The 13,045-nt window shown below is 67.8% G+C and carries 15 protein-coding genes; 6 read left to right on the top strand and 9 right to left on the bottom strand.

The annotated features are described in order from the left end of the window. Positions 1–42: 42 nt before the first annotated feature. The gene (locus AC3ERS_RS21205; RefSeq protein ID WP_431969788.1) at positions 43–999 is read right to left on the bottom strand and encodes a helix-turn-helix transcriptional regulator; all 957 of its coding nucleotides are present in this window, start codon (positions 997–999) and stop codon (positions 43–45) included. Between AC3ERS_RS21205 and AC3ERS_RS21200 the strand changes: the two genes are divergently transcribed. Beyond that, positions 970–1,479, top strand: coding sequence for a VOC family protein (locus AC3ERS_RS21200; RefSeq protein ID WP_431969787.1), 510 nt, complete (start codon positions 970–972; stop codon positions 1,477–1,479). The genes AC3ERS_RS21205 and AC3ERS_RS21200 overlap by 30 nt on opposite strands. Before the next feature lie 148 nt (positions 1,480–1,627). Here AC3ERS_RS21200 and AC3ERS_RS21195 read toward each other — a convergent pair whose 3' ends face one another. Then, positions 1,628–2,026 (bottom strand): hypothetical protein, encoded by a 399-nt coding sequence (locus AC3ERS_RS21195; protein ID WP_431969786.1) that lies wholly within the window; start codon positions 2,024–2,026, stop codon positions 1,628–1,630. An 88-nt stretch (positions 2,027–2,114) separates the two neighbouring features. Then, positions 2,115–2,537: a MarR family winged helix-turn-helix transcriptional regulator gene (locus tag AC3ERS_RS21190; RefSeq protein ID WP_431969785.1), complete on the bottom strand. Its 423-nt coding sequence runs from the start codon at positions 2,535–2,537 to the stop codon at positions 2,115–2,117. Between the two features lie 87 nt (positions 2,538–2,624). On the opposite strand from AC3ERS_RS21190, the gene AC3ERS_RS21185 reads away from it, so the two are divergent. After that, positions 2,625–4,184 (top strand): MFS transporter, encoded by a 1,560-nt coding sequence (locus AC3ERS_RS21185; protein WP_431969784.1) that lies wholly within the window; start codon positions 2,625–2,627, stop codon positions 4,182–4,184. A gap of 25 nt (positions 4,185–4,209) precedes the next feature. Here the strand turns inward: AC3ERS_RS21185 and AC3ERS_RS21180 are convergent, their stop codons facing one another. Further along, a complete protein-coding gene (locus AC3ERS_RS21180) occupies positions 4,210–4,710 on the bottom strand; it encodes a MarR family winged helix-turn-helix transcriptional regulator (RefSeq protein ID WP_431969783.1) in 501 nt (166 codons plus the stop codon). Between the two features lie 85 nt (positions 4,711–4,795). Between AC3ERS_RS21180 and AC3ERS_RS21175 the strand changes: the two genes are divergently transcribed. Beyond that, complete coding sequence (locus AC3ERS_RS21175; protein ID WP_431969782.1) at positions 4,796–5,911, top strand: serine hydrolase domain-containing protein; 1,116 nt, start codon at positions 4,796–4,798, stop codon at positions 5,909–5,911. A 10-nt stretch (positions 5,912–5,921) separates the two neighbouring features. Here the strand turns inward: AC3ERS_RS21175 and gndA are convergent, their stop codons facing one another. The 3 genes from gndA to AC3ERS_RS21160 all read right to left on the bottom strand — a co-directional run bounded on the left by gndA (position 5,922) and on the right by AC3ERS_RS21160 (position 8,411). Beyond that, positions 5,922–7,367 (bottom strand): NADP-dependent phosphogluconate dehydrogenase, encoded by a 1,446-nt coding sequence (gene gndA, locus AC3ERS_RS21170; RefSeq protein ID WP_431969781.1) that lies wholly within the window; start codon positions 7,365–7,367, stop codon positions 5,922–5,924. 203 nt (positions 7,368–7,570) lie between these two features. Continuing rightward, positions 7,571–7,987, bottom strand: coding sequence for an organic hydroperoxide resistance protein (locus AC3ERS_RS21165; RefSeq protein ID WP_431969780.1), 417 nt, complete (start codon positions 7,985–7,987; stop codon positions 7,571–7,573). Between the two features lie 142 nt (positions 7,988–8,129). After that, positions 8,130–8,411, bottom strand: a complete 282-nt coding sequence (locus tag AC3ERS_RS21160; RefSeq protein ID WP_431969779.1) for a hypothetical protein — start codon at positions 8,409–8,411, stop codon at positions 8,130–8,132. Positions 8,412–8,693: 282 nt separating this feature from the next. On the opposite strand from AC3ERS_RS21160, the gene AC3ERS_RS21155 reads away from it, so the two are divergent. Both AC3ERS_RS21155 and AC3ERS_RS21150 read left to right on the top strand, forming a co-directional pair. Next, the gene (locus tag AC3ERS_RS21155; protein WP_431969778.1) at positions 8,694–8,840 is read left to right on the top strand and encodes a hypothetical protein; all 147 of its coding nucleotides are present in this window, start codon (positions 8,694–8,696) and stop codon (positions 8,838–8,840) included. A 90-nt stretch (positions 8,841–8,930) separates the two neighbouring features. Continuing rightward, a complete protein-coding gene (locus tag AC3ERS_RS21150) occupies positions 8,931–9,284 on the top strand; it encodes a hypothetical protein (RefSeq protein WP_431969777.1) in 354 nt (117 codons plus the stop codon). A 23-nt stretch (positions 9,285–9,307) separates the two neighbouring features. On the opposite strand, the gene AC3ERS_RS21145 is transcribed toward AC3ERS_RS21150, so the two are convergent. Further along, entirely contained in the window at positions 9,308–10,255 is a 948-nt protein-coding gene (locus AC3ERS_RS21145; RefSeq protein WP_431969776.1) for an antibiotic biosynthesis monooxygenase, read from the bottom strand. 10 nt (positions 10,256–10,265) lie between these two features. Next, complete coding sequence (locus AC3ERS_RS21140; protein WP_431969775.1) at positions 10,266–11,669, bottom strand: amidohydrolase family protein; 1,404 nt, start codon at positions 11,667–11,669, stop codon at positions 10,266–10,268. Between the two features lie 236 nt (positions 11,670–11,905). Here AC3ERS_RS21140 and AC3ERS_RS21135 point away from each other — a divergent pair, with 236 nt between their 5' ends. Next, positions 11,906–12,907, top strand: a complete 1,002-nt coding sequence (locus tag AC3ERS_RS21135; protein ID WP_431969774.1) for an Acg family FMN-binding oxidoreductase — start codon at positions 11,906–11,908, stop codon at positions 12,905–12,907. The last annotated feature ends 138 nt before the right edge of the window (positions 12,908–13,045 follow it).

The raw sequence follows: 13,045 nt of genomic DNA, 5'->3' as shown, positions 1-13,045 counted from the left end.
ACAACATCCCTGCGGCGACGCCGCGCGCGATGCACAGCCTTGTTACAGGTTGTCGACCCGCAGAGCGGCCACCCTGTCCAGGAGGGCTCGGCGGACGGTGTCGGGGCTCAGTACGCGCAGTGTGGCGCCCAGACCCATCAGATAGGTGACGAGAGAGTCGATGTCGTTGGCGCCGATATCGATGAGGGTGGCGTCGGGGCCGTCGGGGCGGTGGGTTCCGATGGTGGCCGGCACGATTCGCAAGGCTTGCTGGAGTGGCACGGCGAGCCTGATCGTGGCGTAGAGCGGGTAGGTGACCGCGGCGATCGCTTCGGTGACCAGCGTGGCGGGGTCGGGCGGGTTGTCGTGTTCGATGCGATGTCCGGTGAGTTCGGTGTGCAGTACCCGGTCCACTCGGAATGTACGCCATTGCTGTTTGTCGACGTCTTCGGCGAGGAAGTACCAGCGGCGGTTGGCGCGCACCAGACGATAGGGGTCGACGTAGCGGCGGGTGATGCGCTGGTGATGATCGCGGTAGGTCAGCGCGAGGCGTTCGCTCTGTCGGCATGCCGTGGCCAGAGCCCACAGCACGGACGCGTCGGCTTGCGGGGATACCTCGGCCCCGTCGGCGGTGTGGGCGAGGGTGCGGTTCACCGCGTCGAGGTGGCGCGCGAACCGTTCGGGTAGCAGGGTTTGCAGTTTGAACAGCGCCGACAATGCCGAGACGCTGCTGCCGAGCACGCCGCCCGCCGCGGCTTCCCGCAACGCCACGGCCACTGCGAAACCCTCTTCTTCGTCGAGGGCGAGCGCTGGAACCCGTGGTCGACGAGCCAGGCGATAGCCTCCCCACGGGCCGGGATCGGAATCGATGCCGTACCCCAGTTCTCGCAGGCGTGCGATATCGCGGCGTACCGTCCGGTCGGTCACTCCCAGCCGCCTGCTCAATTCCTGACAGGTCCATGCCGGGCGGGAGTCCAGCAGAGCCAATACATGCAGCAACCGCGCGGTAGATCCGATCACAGTCGGTATTCTCGTCCGGATCCAGGACCGGACCTGTCCTGGTCGGACCCTACGGTGTGGACCATGACTGCTGAACAGACAACACAGAACCGTGCCGTCGCCGAACCTCGGCCGATAATCCGTTGGCTCTCAATAGATTTCGACTGCTCAGATCCTGTCGAGTTGGCACAGTTCTACAGCCGTGGACTCGGCCTGCCGGTGCTCTACACCAGCGATGACTTCGTCCTGCTCGGGACCGGAGCCGGCGGGCCGGGGTTGGGTTTCATCCGCATCCTGGACTATCGACGCCCGAGTTGGCCGGAATCGGTGGTGGCCAAGCAGGCCCATCTGGAGTTCGGGGTCGATGATCTGGATTCTGCGCAAGCGTGGATGGGCGAGCTGGGCGCGGTACTGACCGCCTTCCAACCCGACATCAGCCACCGCCGGGTGATGCTCGATCCCGCGGGGCACCCGTTCTGCCTGACCACCCACGGTGTCTGAACCGTAGTATCGAATTCCGTGAGTCGGGTCGCCGGTGCTGTGGCAGATGTTCGAACCCGACGCGGTCCCTGCATAGCGGCGTTCAGCGGCAATCCAAGCATGGTGCCGACCAAGGAGATTCGTCGCAACGTGTTCCCCGAAGCTGCATTCACCCGACACGGCGCTCGGTTCGCGCCACACCCGGCGGACGGTCGCCGATTGCGGGATCGGCCGTGGCCAGCGCCTCGGCGATCGGCGTACCGGTGCGTTCAGCGAAAATCAGTCGCTCCCGAACTTCGCGCGGCGTGCGGGGCCGATAGCCAGGACCAGTGCCACAGCAGCCGCCGGAGAAGTTCAGCCCGGATTCGAGCACGGCTTCGAGCGCTCGCCAACTCGCCTTGTCGACTTTCCTGGGCACCTCCAGGTGCGGACCGGCGTCGAGGAGGTCCCCACGGCATTGCGGGCAGCGGGCCGGCCCCTGTCCGATCGAGTACTTGTAAGAGCCCCGGCAGCGCAGGCACACCAGATGTGTCCGGCTGGGGTAGATGCACATGCGGGCAAAGTACATTCGCGACTCCGTCGGGTCGAGTCATTTCGGCCCGGGATGCGGCTTCAGTCGGCCGGGCAGGCGGCTCTCACGATGGCGCCCGATCCCGTCAGTGACAGGCGTCGGCGATACCTGACATCCACTCGCGAATCGCCTTGCGCTGCGCGGGAGTAAGGCCGGCTTCCAGCTCCGCCTCGCGCCGCGCGACGGCCACCCGCGCCGCCGCGTATCGCTGCATTCCCGCCTCGGTCACCTGGATCTGGTGCGTACGACGATCGGTCGGATGCGGGCGGCGTTCGATCAGGCCCTCCTTCTCCAGTCCGCCGATCATCTCGTTCGCGGCCTGCCGGGTACTCGCCACCTCTCGTGCGATATCGGCCACCGACATCCCCGGCTGTGCGGCGGTCATCATCAGCGTGGCGTACTGCGAGGTCGACAGTCCGAACTCCTTGAGCTCCTCGCCGATCGCCGCCCGCATATTCAGCCAGACCTTGCGAACGATGAAGGTCAGCGATCCGCCTTCCGCATGCACGCGCAACCCTTTCCGAGATTGACAGGTTCCTGACGATAATGCACTCTCGATAACGTCAGGTTCCTACCAATCGTATCGAAGGTTTCCATGACCACGCCCGCGACACTGCCGAACGTCAGGCAGCGGTTGATCCTCGCCGTACTCCTGCTGTCCTCCTTGCTCATCTGGATGGACAACACGATCCTCAGCACCGCTCTCGAAACTCTCTCCGATCCGGTCCGCGGTTTGAATGCCAGCCCCGCACAACTGCAATGGACAACCGGCTCTTACACATTGGTCTTCGCCGCGCTGATGTTCACCGCAGGCGCCCTCGGCGATCGCTTCGGGCACCGGGCCGTGCTCGCCACCGGGATGACCGTCTTCGCCGCCTCGTCCATGTGGGCCGCCTACTCCGCCGACGCCGGGCAGCTCATTGCCGCCCGCGCCGCCATGGGGGTCGGCAGCGCGCTCATCATGCCCGCGACGATGGCCATCCTCACCTGGACCTTCACCGGGCCCGCGCGGGCGACCGCCATCGGTATCACCTCGGCGTCGGCCGGTGTGGGTATCGCGGCGGGACCCTTGATCGCGGGTGTGCTGCTCGACCGTTTCTGGTGGGGCTCGGTGTTTCTCGTCAACGTCCCGGCCGTTGCGCTCGGGTTGGTGGGGATCGCGACGCTCATCCCGGACTTCCGCAGTCCCACCCGGCGTCCGCTGGATCTTCCTGGATTGGCGCTGTCCATCACTGGACTTGCGCTCCTGGCCTACGGCCTGATTCGCGCGGGTCAGGTCGCGACCTGGGGCCGCGTGGATGTCTGGCTGCCGGTCACCACGGGTATTCTGCTGCTGGCCGCCTTCGTGATCGTCGAATTGCGCAGTGCCCAGCCCAGTTTCAACCCACGACTGCTCGCGCAACGCACCTTCGGTGGCGGTAACGCCGCCATCGGCTTGCTGCTGTTCGCCATGACCGCCGTCGGTTTCTACGGCGCTTTCTATCTCCAAGGCGCACGTGGCTTCTCGGCATTGCAAGCCGGACTGGCCAGCTCCCCGGGCGCACTCGGCGCGATCGTCGGCGGCCCGCTCGGCATCCGCTTGGTCCGCCGCTGGGGGCTGCGTCCCGTCACCGTGACCGCACTGACCGTCGCGGGACTGGCCATGGGCACCTTCGGTTTCTTCGGACTGGACACTTCGATGGTCTGGTACGAGATCCTCGTCCTCATCCAGGGCCTTGCCATCGGTCTGGTCATCGGCTCGGTGACGGCGGCCCTCATGGCCACCCTGCCGATGGAACAGGCAGGCGCCGGATCGGCCGTCACCAACACGGTGCGTCAGACCGGCAGCGTGCTCGGTATCGCAGTGGGCGGGACGATCATGTCCATCGTGTACAGCCGGGGCATCGAATCGGCGCTGCCCGGCCTGCCCCCTGACGTGCAGGACCGAGCGCGCATCTCCGCGGAACAGGCCCGGCATGTCGCCGACGCCGTCGGGCTGCCCGACCTGGCGCGCGCCGCCGACGACGCGTTCGTGCACGCCATGCACGTCGGCGCGGTCTGGACCATGCTCATCGCACTCTCCGGAGCGGCCGTACTGGCCATCGCCCTGCGACCCACGCGTCAAACATCCGGCATCCTCATCACCCGGCGCGAGTTCCAAGACGCGGACGCGTAGCCGAGCCCGGCGATCCGAGCGACGGTCAGCGCGCGGCGCGGTCGGCGACGATGGTGTCGAGGCGGGCGCCGAGTGCGTTGACCTGGTCGCGCAGCTCCGTCACCGTCTCGATGGAACAGTCGACGTCCGCCAGCACCTCGGCGATCATCTGCCTGGCTTGCTGTTTCAGTGCGAGCCCCGCATCGGTGGCGTGCAGATGCACGGCCCGCCGGTCGTGCGAGCTGCGCACGCTCTCGACCAGGCCGCGCGCCTGGAGCCGCTGCACGAGCGGAGAGACGGTGCCGTAGTCGAGCCGTAGCCGATCGGCGAGCTGCTTCATCGTCATTCCCGGGTTCTCCCAGAGCGCGAGCAGCGTGAGGTACTGCGGGTAGGTCACCCGCATGGCGTCGAGATACGGCCGGTAGGCCGCGGTCATCGAGCGCGAGGTCGAGTACAGGGCAAAGCACAGCTGGGCCGCGAGCGAGAGCACGTCATCGGTGCCCGCGGCGGCGGCCTCGACCGCGCCTGTATGCGCTTCTTCGGGCATATCTGCACTGTACGAGAGTGCGGGTGCTTCGTGAACCGTCGAAAATCGGTGGCTCGAGCGGACGTCCCGGATTAGCTTGCCCCGTATGGCTGAGATACACGGGCGGTGCGCGAGCGAATTCGGCACGGTGGCAGATACTTTGGCGGCGTCGTTGGATCGCGACGACGTGGGGGCCTCGGTGGCGGTGTCGGTGGGCGACGAACTCGTGGTCGACATCTGGGGCGGATATACCGACGAGTCGCGCACCGCGCGGTGGCAGCGCGACACCATCACCAACGTCTGGTCGACGACCAAAACCATGACGGCGCTGTGCGCGCTGGTCCTCGCGGACCGCGGCGACCTCGATCCGGCGGCGCCGGTGGCCGAGTACTGGCCCGAATTCGGCGCCGCGGGCAAGGAAAGCGTGCTGGTGCGGCACGTGCTCTCGCATACCGCGGGCTTGCCGACCTGGGACGAGCCGATGACGGTGGAAGATCTCTACGAGTGGCCGACCGCTACGGCACGGCTTGCGGCGCAACCTCTCCGCTGGTCGCCGGGGACGGCGGCCGGCTACCACGGGCTCACCCAGGGTTATCTGGTGGGCGAGATCGTCCGGCGGATCACCGGTCGCAGTCTGGGTGCCTTCTTCGCCGAGGAGATCGCCGGGCCCCTGGAGGCCGACTTCCACATCGGGTTGCCCGCCGAGCACGACCACCGCGTAGCACCGATCATCGCGCCGCCCGCGAGCCCGGGGCGCGACGATTCCGCGCCGCGCGGCCCCGGCAATCCGTCGGTGCCCGCCGCCGCGGCCAACACCGCTGCCTGGCGGCGTTCGGAGATTCCGGCCGTCGGCGGATTCGGCAACGCCCGCTCGGTGACCGCCGTCCAGTCGGTGCTAGCGAACGGCGGCGCCTGGCGCGGCGTGCGGTTGCTGTCGCGAGAAGGCTGCGAACGCGCCGTCCACGAGCAGTTCCGCGGCATGGACACCGTGCTGGGCACACCGATGCGTTACGGCCTCGGATACGGTCTCGGCGGCGGCGAATCCCCCAGCGCCCGTACGTGTTTCTGGGGCGGCTGGGGTGGCTCGCTCGTCTGGGTCGACATGGACACGCGGATGACGGTGTCCTACGTCATGAACCGGATGCTCGACGACGACCGATCGCTCACCGACGACCGGTCGTTCGACATCGTCGCGGCCGCTTACGACGGGGTCACGGCGTGACCCGCGCCGCTCAGCCCGCGGCGACCTCGCTGCGGTCGCCGCTCCACAGCGTGTGGAACTTGCCCTCGGCGTCGATGCGCTCGTAGGTGTGCGCGCCGAAGAAATCGCGCTGTCCCTGGGTGAGCGCGGCGGGCAGCCGCTCGGCGCGCAGCGCGTCGTAGTACGACAGCGAGGACGCGAAGGCCGGGACCGGGATGCCGAGCAGGGTCGCGGTGGACACCACGCGCCGCCAGCTGTCGATGGCCGTCTCGATCGCTTCGCGGAAGTACGGCGCGAGGATCAGGCTCGGCAGAGCGGGATCCTGGTCGTAGGCCTCCTTGATCCGGTTCAGGAACCGGGCCCGGATGATGCAGCCGCCGCGCCAGATCGTCGCCAGGTCGCCCGGACGCAGATCCCAGTTGTATTCGGCGCTGCCCGCGGCGATCTGGTCGAAGCCCTGCGCGTACGCGACGACCTTCGACGCGTACAGCGCCTGGCGGATGTCCTCGGTGAATTGCTCTACGTCGGTGGGCTTTTCGGCCAGCGTGCCGGAGGCGAGGCCGACCGCGGCCTTGCGCTGCGCGCGGGAACCGGACAGCGCCCTGGCGAAGACCGCCTCGGCGATGCCGGTCACCGGGACGCCGAGATCGAGCGCGGACTTGACGGTCCAGCGGCCGGTGCCCTTCTGCTCGGCGGCGTCGACGATGATGTCGACCAGCGGGCGGCCGGTCTTCGCGTCGACCTGCGCGAGCACCTCGGCGGTGATCTCGACCAGGTAGCTCTCCAGGTCGCCGGAGTTCCACTGGGTGAACACATCCGCGATCTGCTTGGCGTCCAGACCGAGCGCGTCGCGGAACAGGTGGTAGGCCTCGCCGATCAGCTGCATGTCGGCGTACTCGATGCCGTTGTGCACCATCTTGACGAAGTGCCCGGAACCGTCGGGGCCGATGTGGGTGCAGCACGGGGTGCCGTCGACCTGCGCCGCGATCGATTCCAGCAGCGGACCGAGCGACTCGTAGGACTCCTTCGGTCCGCCCGGCATGATCGCCGGACCGTTGAGCGCGCCCTCCTCGCCGCCCGAGATGCCCGCGCCGACGAAGTTCAGTCCGCGCTCGCGCATGGCGGCCTCGCGGCGGATCGTGTCGGTGTAGAGGGCGTTGCCGCCGTCGATGATGATGTCGCCCTGCTCCATCACCGCGGCGAGCTCCTCGATGACGGCGTCGGTCGCGTCACCGGCCTTGACCATGATCAGCACCCGGCGCGGCTTCTCCAGCGCCGCGACGAACTCCTCGACGGTCTCGGTGCGAACGAAATCGCCGTCGCCGCCGTGGTCGGCGAGCAGTGCGTCGGTCTTGGCCACGGAACGGTTGTGCAGCGCGACGGTATAACCGTGCCTGGCGAAGTTGCGGGCGATGTTGCTGCCCATGACAGCCAGGCCGGTAACACCGATTTGTGCACGCGCGGTAGAGGTCGGCATCGATCAGCTCTCTTCGTTCGTCAGGTCCGGTGGGTGTGCGAAAACTGGTTCCGCGGCGGCACCGTCGGCTCGTGCGAGCGACGCGGCCACCCTGTTGCCAAAGCTACTGGATGGCCGGTCGACCGCACCGAGACGGGTCGGAGGGATCTGATGAACGTGCGAGCGCGAATGGGCGAGCCGATCCGGGTGCGCGGACTCGCGGATCAGGCCAGCACGAGATCGACGTCGATGTTGCCGCGGGTGGCGTTCGAGTACGGGCAGACCTGGTGCGCCGCGTCGACCAGGGAGCGCGCCAGGGCGGGGTCGACGCCGGGCAGGTCGACGGTGAGGGTGACGGCCAGACCGAAACCGTCCCCGTTGGGGCCGATGCCGACCGCGCCGGTCACCGCGGAGTCCGCGACCTTCACCTTCTCGCGGCGGGCGACGAGCTGGAGCGCGCTGTGGAAGCAGGCGGCGTATCCCGCGGCGAACAGCTGTTCGGGGTTGGTGCCCGCACCGCCCGCGCCGCCGAGTTCCTTCGGGATGCTCAGTTCCAGGTCGAGCGCCTGGTCGGAGGAACGGACGTGCCCGCCGCGTCCGGCGCCGGTCGCGGTGGCCTGTGCGGTGTAGAGGGTGCTCATGGGGTGCCTTTCTCGAAGAACGTGCCGTGCCCCATGAACGGTAGCGGGCAACTCAGTTGCACACAACTAATATGGGATGTGAAACGGGCCGCACACCGCGGGCGGAGTCGGTTCCGCCCGCGGTGTGCGACCCGCCGAGCGGCTAGATCACCGCGTTCATGATCGTCCCCGCGCTGGTCGCGACGGCGCCTCCCGCCATCGCGCTGGCGATCATCTTCGGCGACTGTAGACCGCCACCGCTCCACTTTTCCCAGGCGAAACGGCCACCGCCGTAAGTAATGGCGGTGATCCCGGACAGCTGAACGAGCCAGGTGAAGTACCGACCCATTTGCATGAGCTTGTCCGCCAGCGGCGGCTCTTCCGGGGTCGGATTGCTGTACTGCGCGAGGACAGTGTCGTGTAACGCGCAGAGGATCGTGCTCACTGTCATACTCCTTCGCGGATGCTGGAGTGATGCTGGGGATTCGTTTTCACGAGAGCGCGATACTTCGAAAACGGAGAACTCTCCCATTCAACCCCACCAAGATCATGTGATGGGCCGGACACACCCAATTCGTTATGACTCGACTCACACCGGCGCACCCGTGCCATGGCAGGCCCGCGGTTCTAGGATTCGAGGGGTGCAGGGGGATTGACAAGGGAACAGGCGCGACGCGGCGCTGTCCCTGTTTCGACGCCGACCTCACGCTGATTCCGGGGAGGGCACATGGCTTTTCTGCTTCTACTGCTCTTGCTCATGCTCGCCGTCACCGTCTCCGTCGTCGTTGCCGCCTACGGCACGGTGATTGCCACGTACTGGTTCGAAATGCGCCACCGCCGCGCCGACCCGCCGGATCTGACCGCCGCGCACTGAGCGGTCGACCGCGAGTTTGGGAGCGATCGGTCCGGCAACTCCGGTCACGGGCGTTTTCGACGCCCGTGACCGCGATCGGAGGTGAGCCGGATGGTGAACGACGTCGAGAAGCGCTGGTCCGATCCGGAGGGATTTCGCCAAGCCGTCCGGTACGACCTCGCGGTTCTCGGCACGGCGGCGCTCGTCGCGCTGGTGGCCACGGTCTGGGCCGCAGGCCGGGAGGCGTGCCTGTCCGGTCCGCTGCTGTGCGACGCCGCCTCGAGTATTGCGGTGCTGCTCGTGCCCGCCGTCGTCCTGCTGGCGGGCGGCATCGGCGCCTTCGTCATCACTTATCTGCGCTGGCGGCGCGGCCGGGTCTGGCCGATCTGGCAGGGCGCCGGGTGGTTCCTGTTCGTCATGATGCTCGTCTACGTCTCGATCGGCGGGACCGCGATGGCCCGCTGACCGACCCGGGCGCCCGGGGCCGTTCATCGGTTGTAGTCCCAGTAGTGCAGCCACTTGACCGACTCGAACAGCAGCAGCGTCAGACCGTAGAGGGCCACGACGATCGCGGCCCCGAGCGCACTCACGCGCCAGCCCGCGCCGTCGACCGGATCGACCCACCACCGGAAACAGGCGGCCACGGCGGGCGAGAGTATCCAGCTCATCAACGCGACGCTCACGATCTGGCTGAGCCACATCGCCAGCCAGGGTGGCGCGCCGTTCTCGTCCAGCACCGGGCCGAGGAACCTGGACAGCGTCATCACCGTCGGATACAGCACGAGCAGCACCAGCATCGCGATCTTCCAGGTGGGCGTCACCCGAGTCTGGCCGTCGACGGTGCGCAGCGTCGAACCGAACGGCGTGGTGTGCGCGACGACCGAGAAATCCTCGGTCAGTTCGGCGCGCAGCGCGGGCAGGGCCGCGGCGCGCTCCTTCGAGCGCATCCAGTCCGACAGGTGCTGGGCCGTGCGAAATCGCAGCACCGTGAACCACCGGCCGGTGTCGCCGCGAGGGAACAGCGCGACACCCTCGAATCCGGGGAACGTGGCGCTCAGGGTGACCAGTTCCGCCTCCGCCGCAACGAATTCCGCCGCTTTGCCCCGGGTGACGCTGTGATGGAACACCCCGACGCCGGGCGGCGGCAACCCTCCCTCGACGATGACCAGATCCGAGCTCTTCCGGTGAAAGCCGAGCGAATCTCCCTCGGCGAGCGCATGGGACCTGGCGGTCGAGTCCAGGAAGTCGTTCACCTGCCGCTCTGTTCCGAAGGTGGCGCTGAACCCTGGTTCCAGGGCCGGGTCGTCGCTCACCGCGCGGCAACTCTCCACGAATCCCTCGGCGACCGAGGCCATTTCGGTCATCCGATCCAGCCAGGCGGCGAAGGCCGCGCTGTCCGCGGGACGATGGAAGACGGTGACGGCGGTGGCGTTCATCGGCGGCCCGCTAGCGGTCGTCGACGCGGCGACCTCGGACGTAGACCTGCGCGATCGTCGATTCGTCCATCCCCATCAGCAACGCGAACAGCGTCTGATCGCGCGCGAGGACGGAGTCGTCGGATCGAATCCCTTGCGCCAGAGTGCCTTCCAGCGCCGGTGTGCCCGTGGGATCGATGACGACGAAATCGGCCTCCTTGCCGACATCGAAGTTGCCGAACCGGCTCTCCATGTCGAGGGCGCGCGCGCCGGCCAGCGTTCCGGTGAACAGCATCTCCGCCGGATGCATCGACACTCCGTCCTCGCCCGGCTCGGAGATGTGCACCTTGAACGCCGCGGAGAGCACCCGCGGGATCGACCATTCGTCGCCGCCGCCGTAGTCGGTGCCCGCGGCCACCGTGACGCCCGAGGCGATCGTCCGCTTCCACGGCATCGTGCCGGACCCGAGGAACTGCTGCGACACCGGGCAATGCGCGATCGAACTGCCGGTCTGCGCCAAGCGCCGCAGTTCCGAATCCTGGCAGTGCACGCTGTGCGCGAGGATGCTGCGCCTGCCGAGCAGGCTCTTGCCGCCCACTTGCGAGCCGGGCAGGAACTTCCCGTCGTAGGTGTCCAGGTAGGAATCCACCTGGTACGCCTGCTTGGTGCTGTCGACCTCGCCGGTGCCGGGACGGTTGTTCTCGTTCAGGTGGCTGTGGAAATAGACGCCCTGATCGCGCACGGAGTCGTAGAGCTCGCCGAGGTTGCGCAGCGTTTCGCGGGTCACCGCCAGCGCGAAGCGCGGAACCACCGCCACATGCAGCAGGGCCGTGTCGACGTCGCCGGTGTCGATGGCATGCCAGGTGTCGATCTCCGATTTGGTCAGCCGGATCGCCTCGTCCTCGGAGGTCATCAGCGGCGCGACGGACGCCTCGCCCGTGGTCTGGATACCGCGGCCGCTGACCATGCGCAGGCCGCGCCGGCGCGTCTCGGCGAACAGCGCGTCCTGGGCGTGCGGAAACGCCGACCCGAAGACCATCGCGGCGGTGGTGCCCGCGGCGAGACGGCGGGCGCAGAATTCGACGGCCGCCCGATGCGCGTACACGGGGTCGGCCAGCTGGGCTTCGGACGGGTAGATGCAGCGCGTGAGCCATTCGAGCAGCTGGCCGCCGCCGTAGGCGTCGCCCGCGAAGGTCTGCGGGAAGTGGATGTGGGTGTCGACAAAGCCGGGAAGCAGGAAGCCCGGGCGGTGGTCCATCGGGGGCACGCCACGGAATTCGGCCGGGATCTCGTCTCGGGCGCCGCAATAGGCGATCCGCCCGTCCCCGGCGACGATCAGAGCGCCGTCCGGTATGGAAACCAGCGCGTCCGCCGCCTCCTGGACGGTCGCTTGTCCAGTGACGTGAAAGATGTGCCCCAAGTGGACTTGGCTCACGCGTCGAGCACAACACAGCGCGCGGCGCAATATTGGCAATTCCCACAAAAAGACATCTTGACCTGCAACTCAGGTGACAACATTTTCTAAGGACGGTGTCTTTGCACATTCCTGGCAAACCATTGGCATCGGAGGCGAGATCGAAGTTGCCGGTGGCGGAAGGTGACCGGCGCCACCGATGCGACGGACCCGCCTGCTCCTCGATGCCCGCTCACCTCGTGCAATACTCGATAGGCATGACCGCAGAAAACGCTCGTGCCGGATCTGCAGTTCCCGATGCCTCGGCCGTCGCCGCCGCGCTGCAGGTAGCCCGCCGCGCTCCCTCCCTGCACAACTCCCAGCCGTGGCGCCTGATCTTCGACGGCAAGCGGCTGCACCTGTACAGCGACCCCGATCGGCTGCTTCCGATGGCCGATCCGGACGGGCGCCAGCAGGTGATCAGCTGCGGCGCACTGTTGCACCACACCAGGACCGCGTTCGCCGCAAATGGCTGGCACACCGAGGTCGTTCGGCTGCCCGATCCGGCGCGGCCGCGCTATCTGGCCGCCCTCGCCTTCCGGCCCTGGCCCGATCCGCCCGAACGCATCCGCAATCAGGCCCGCATCATCGGGCGCAGGTACTCCGACCGACTGCCGATGGACGCACCCGACGGCTGGGACGCCCTCCTGCCCGGCGTGACGGAAGTGGCGCGCGCGTGCGAGATCACGCTCGACGACCTGCCCGACTCGGTGCGCGACCGACTCGCCGCCGTGTCCGATCAGGCCGCCGCGCTGCGTCGCTACGACAAGCCGTATCAGAGCGAATTGCGCTGGTGGACTGGACATTTCGATATATCCGAGGGCATTCCTCCGACCGCGCTCGCGACCACGGCCGAGGCGGGGCGCGTGCCCGTTCGCCGCGACTTCCCCCTCGCGCCGGGAACCACCCGCCGGACGACGGCCGAGGATCGAGCCCGTCTGCTGTCATTGAGCTCCTCGGGCGACACGCCCGCGCAGTGGTTGCGCACCGGCGAGGCGCTGTCGGCGGTGCTGCTGGAGTGCACCGGCGCCGGGCTCTCGACGTGTCCGCTCACGCACATCACCGAGCTGCCCGCGGCCCGGCGCGTGATCGAGACACTGATACCCGGCCACCTGCGCCCCCAGGTCGTCATCCGCGTGGGCAGCGCACCCGAACCGGATCCCGTGCCGCCGACACCCCGCCTACCGATCGAGGACATCCTCACCATCACCTCCGAATAGCCGGGACGCGCCCGTTCGGCACGGACATCATCGCGCCCACAGCGAACCGGACCAAGGAAACGAATCGCAAGGTTTGCTAACGACCGCGCACGGATCGCCGATGCACCTCGTGTCGACGACGACACCGGCACCCTCGGC

It is taken from the genome of Nocardia sp. bgisy134, from assembly GCF_057708325.1.
The sequence above is the reverse complement of the archived record's forward strand: the minus strand, read 5'-3'. Positions and strand labels throughout refer to the sequence as shown.

Coding starts and splice junctions, on each gene's coding strand:
- AC3ERS_RS21165 (WP_431969780.1), bottom strand. CDS start 7,987: ATGAGCACCCTCTACACCGCACAGGCCACCGCGACCGGCGCCGGACGC.
- AC3ERS_RS21155 (WP_431969778.1), top strand. CDS start 8,694: ATGGCTTTTCTGCTTCTACTGCTCTTGCTCATGCTCGCCGTCACCGTC.
- AC3ERS_RS21195 (WP_431969786.1), bottom strand. CDS start 2,026: ATGTACTTTGCCCGCATGTGCATCTACCCCAGCCGGACACATCTGGTG.
- gndA (WP_431969781.1), bottom strand. CDS start 7,367: ATGCCGACCTCTACCGCGCGTGCACAAATCGGTGTTACCGGCCTGGCT.
- AC3ERS_RS21180 (WP_431969783.1), bottom strand. CDS start 4,710: ATGCCCGAAGAAGCGCATACAGGCGCGGTCGAGGCCGCCGCCGCGGGC.
- AC3ERS_RS21145 (WP_431969776.1), bottom strand. CDS start 10,255: ATGAACGCCACCGCCGTCACCGTCTTCCATCGTCCCGCGGACAGCGCG.
- AC3ERS_RS21135 (WP_431969774.1), top strand. CDS start 11,906: ATGACCGCAGAAAACGCTCGTGCCGGATCTGCAGTTCCCGATGCCTCG.
- AC3ERS_RS21185 (WP_431969784.1), top strand. CDS start 2,625: ATGACCACGCCCGCGACACTGCCGAACGTCAGGCAGCGGTTGATCCTC.
- AC3ERS_RS21200 (WP_431969787.1), top strand. CDS start 970: ATGCAGCAACCGCGCGGTAGATCCGATCACAGTCGGTATTCTCGTCCG.
- AC3ERS_RS21175 (WP_431969782.1), top strand. CDS start 4,796: ATGGCTGAGATACACGGGCGGTGCGCGAGCGAATTCGGCACGGTGGCA.
- AC3ERS_RS21150 (WP_431969777.1), top strand. CDS start 8,931: ATGGTGAACGACGTCGAGAAGCGCTGGTCCGATCCGGAGGGATTTCGC.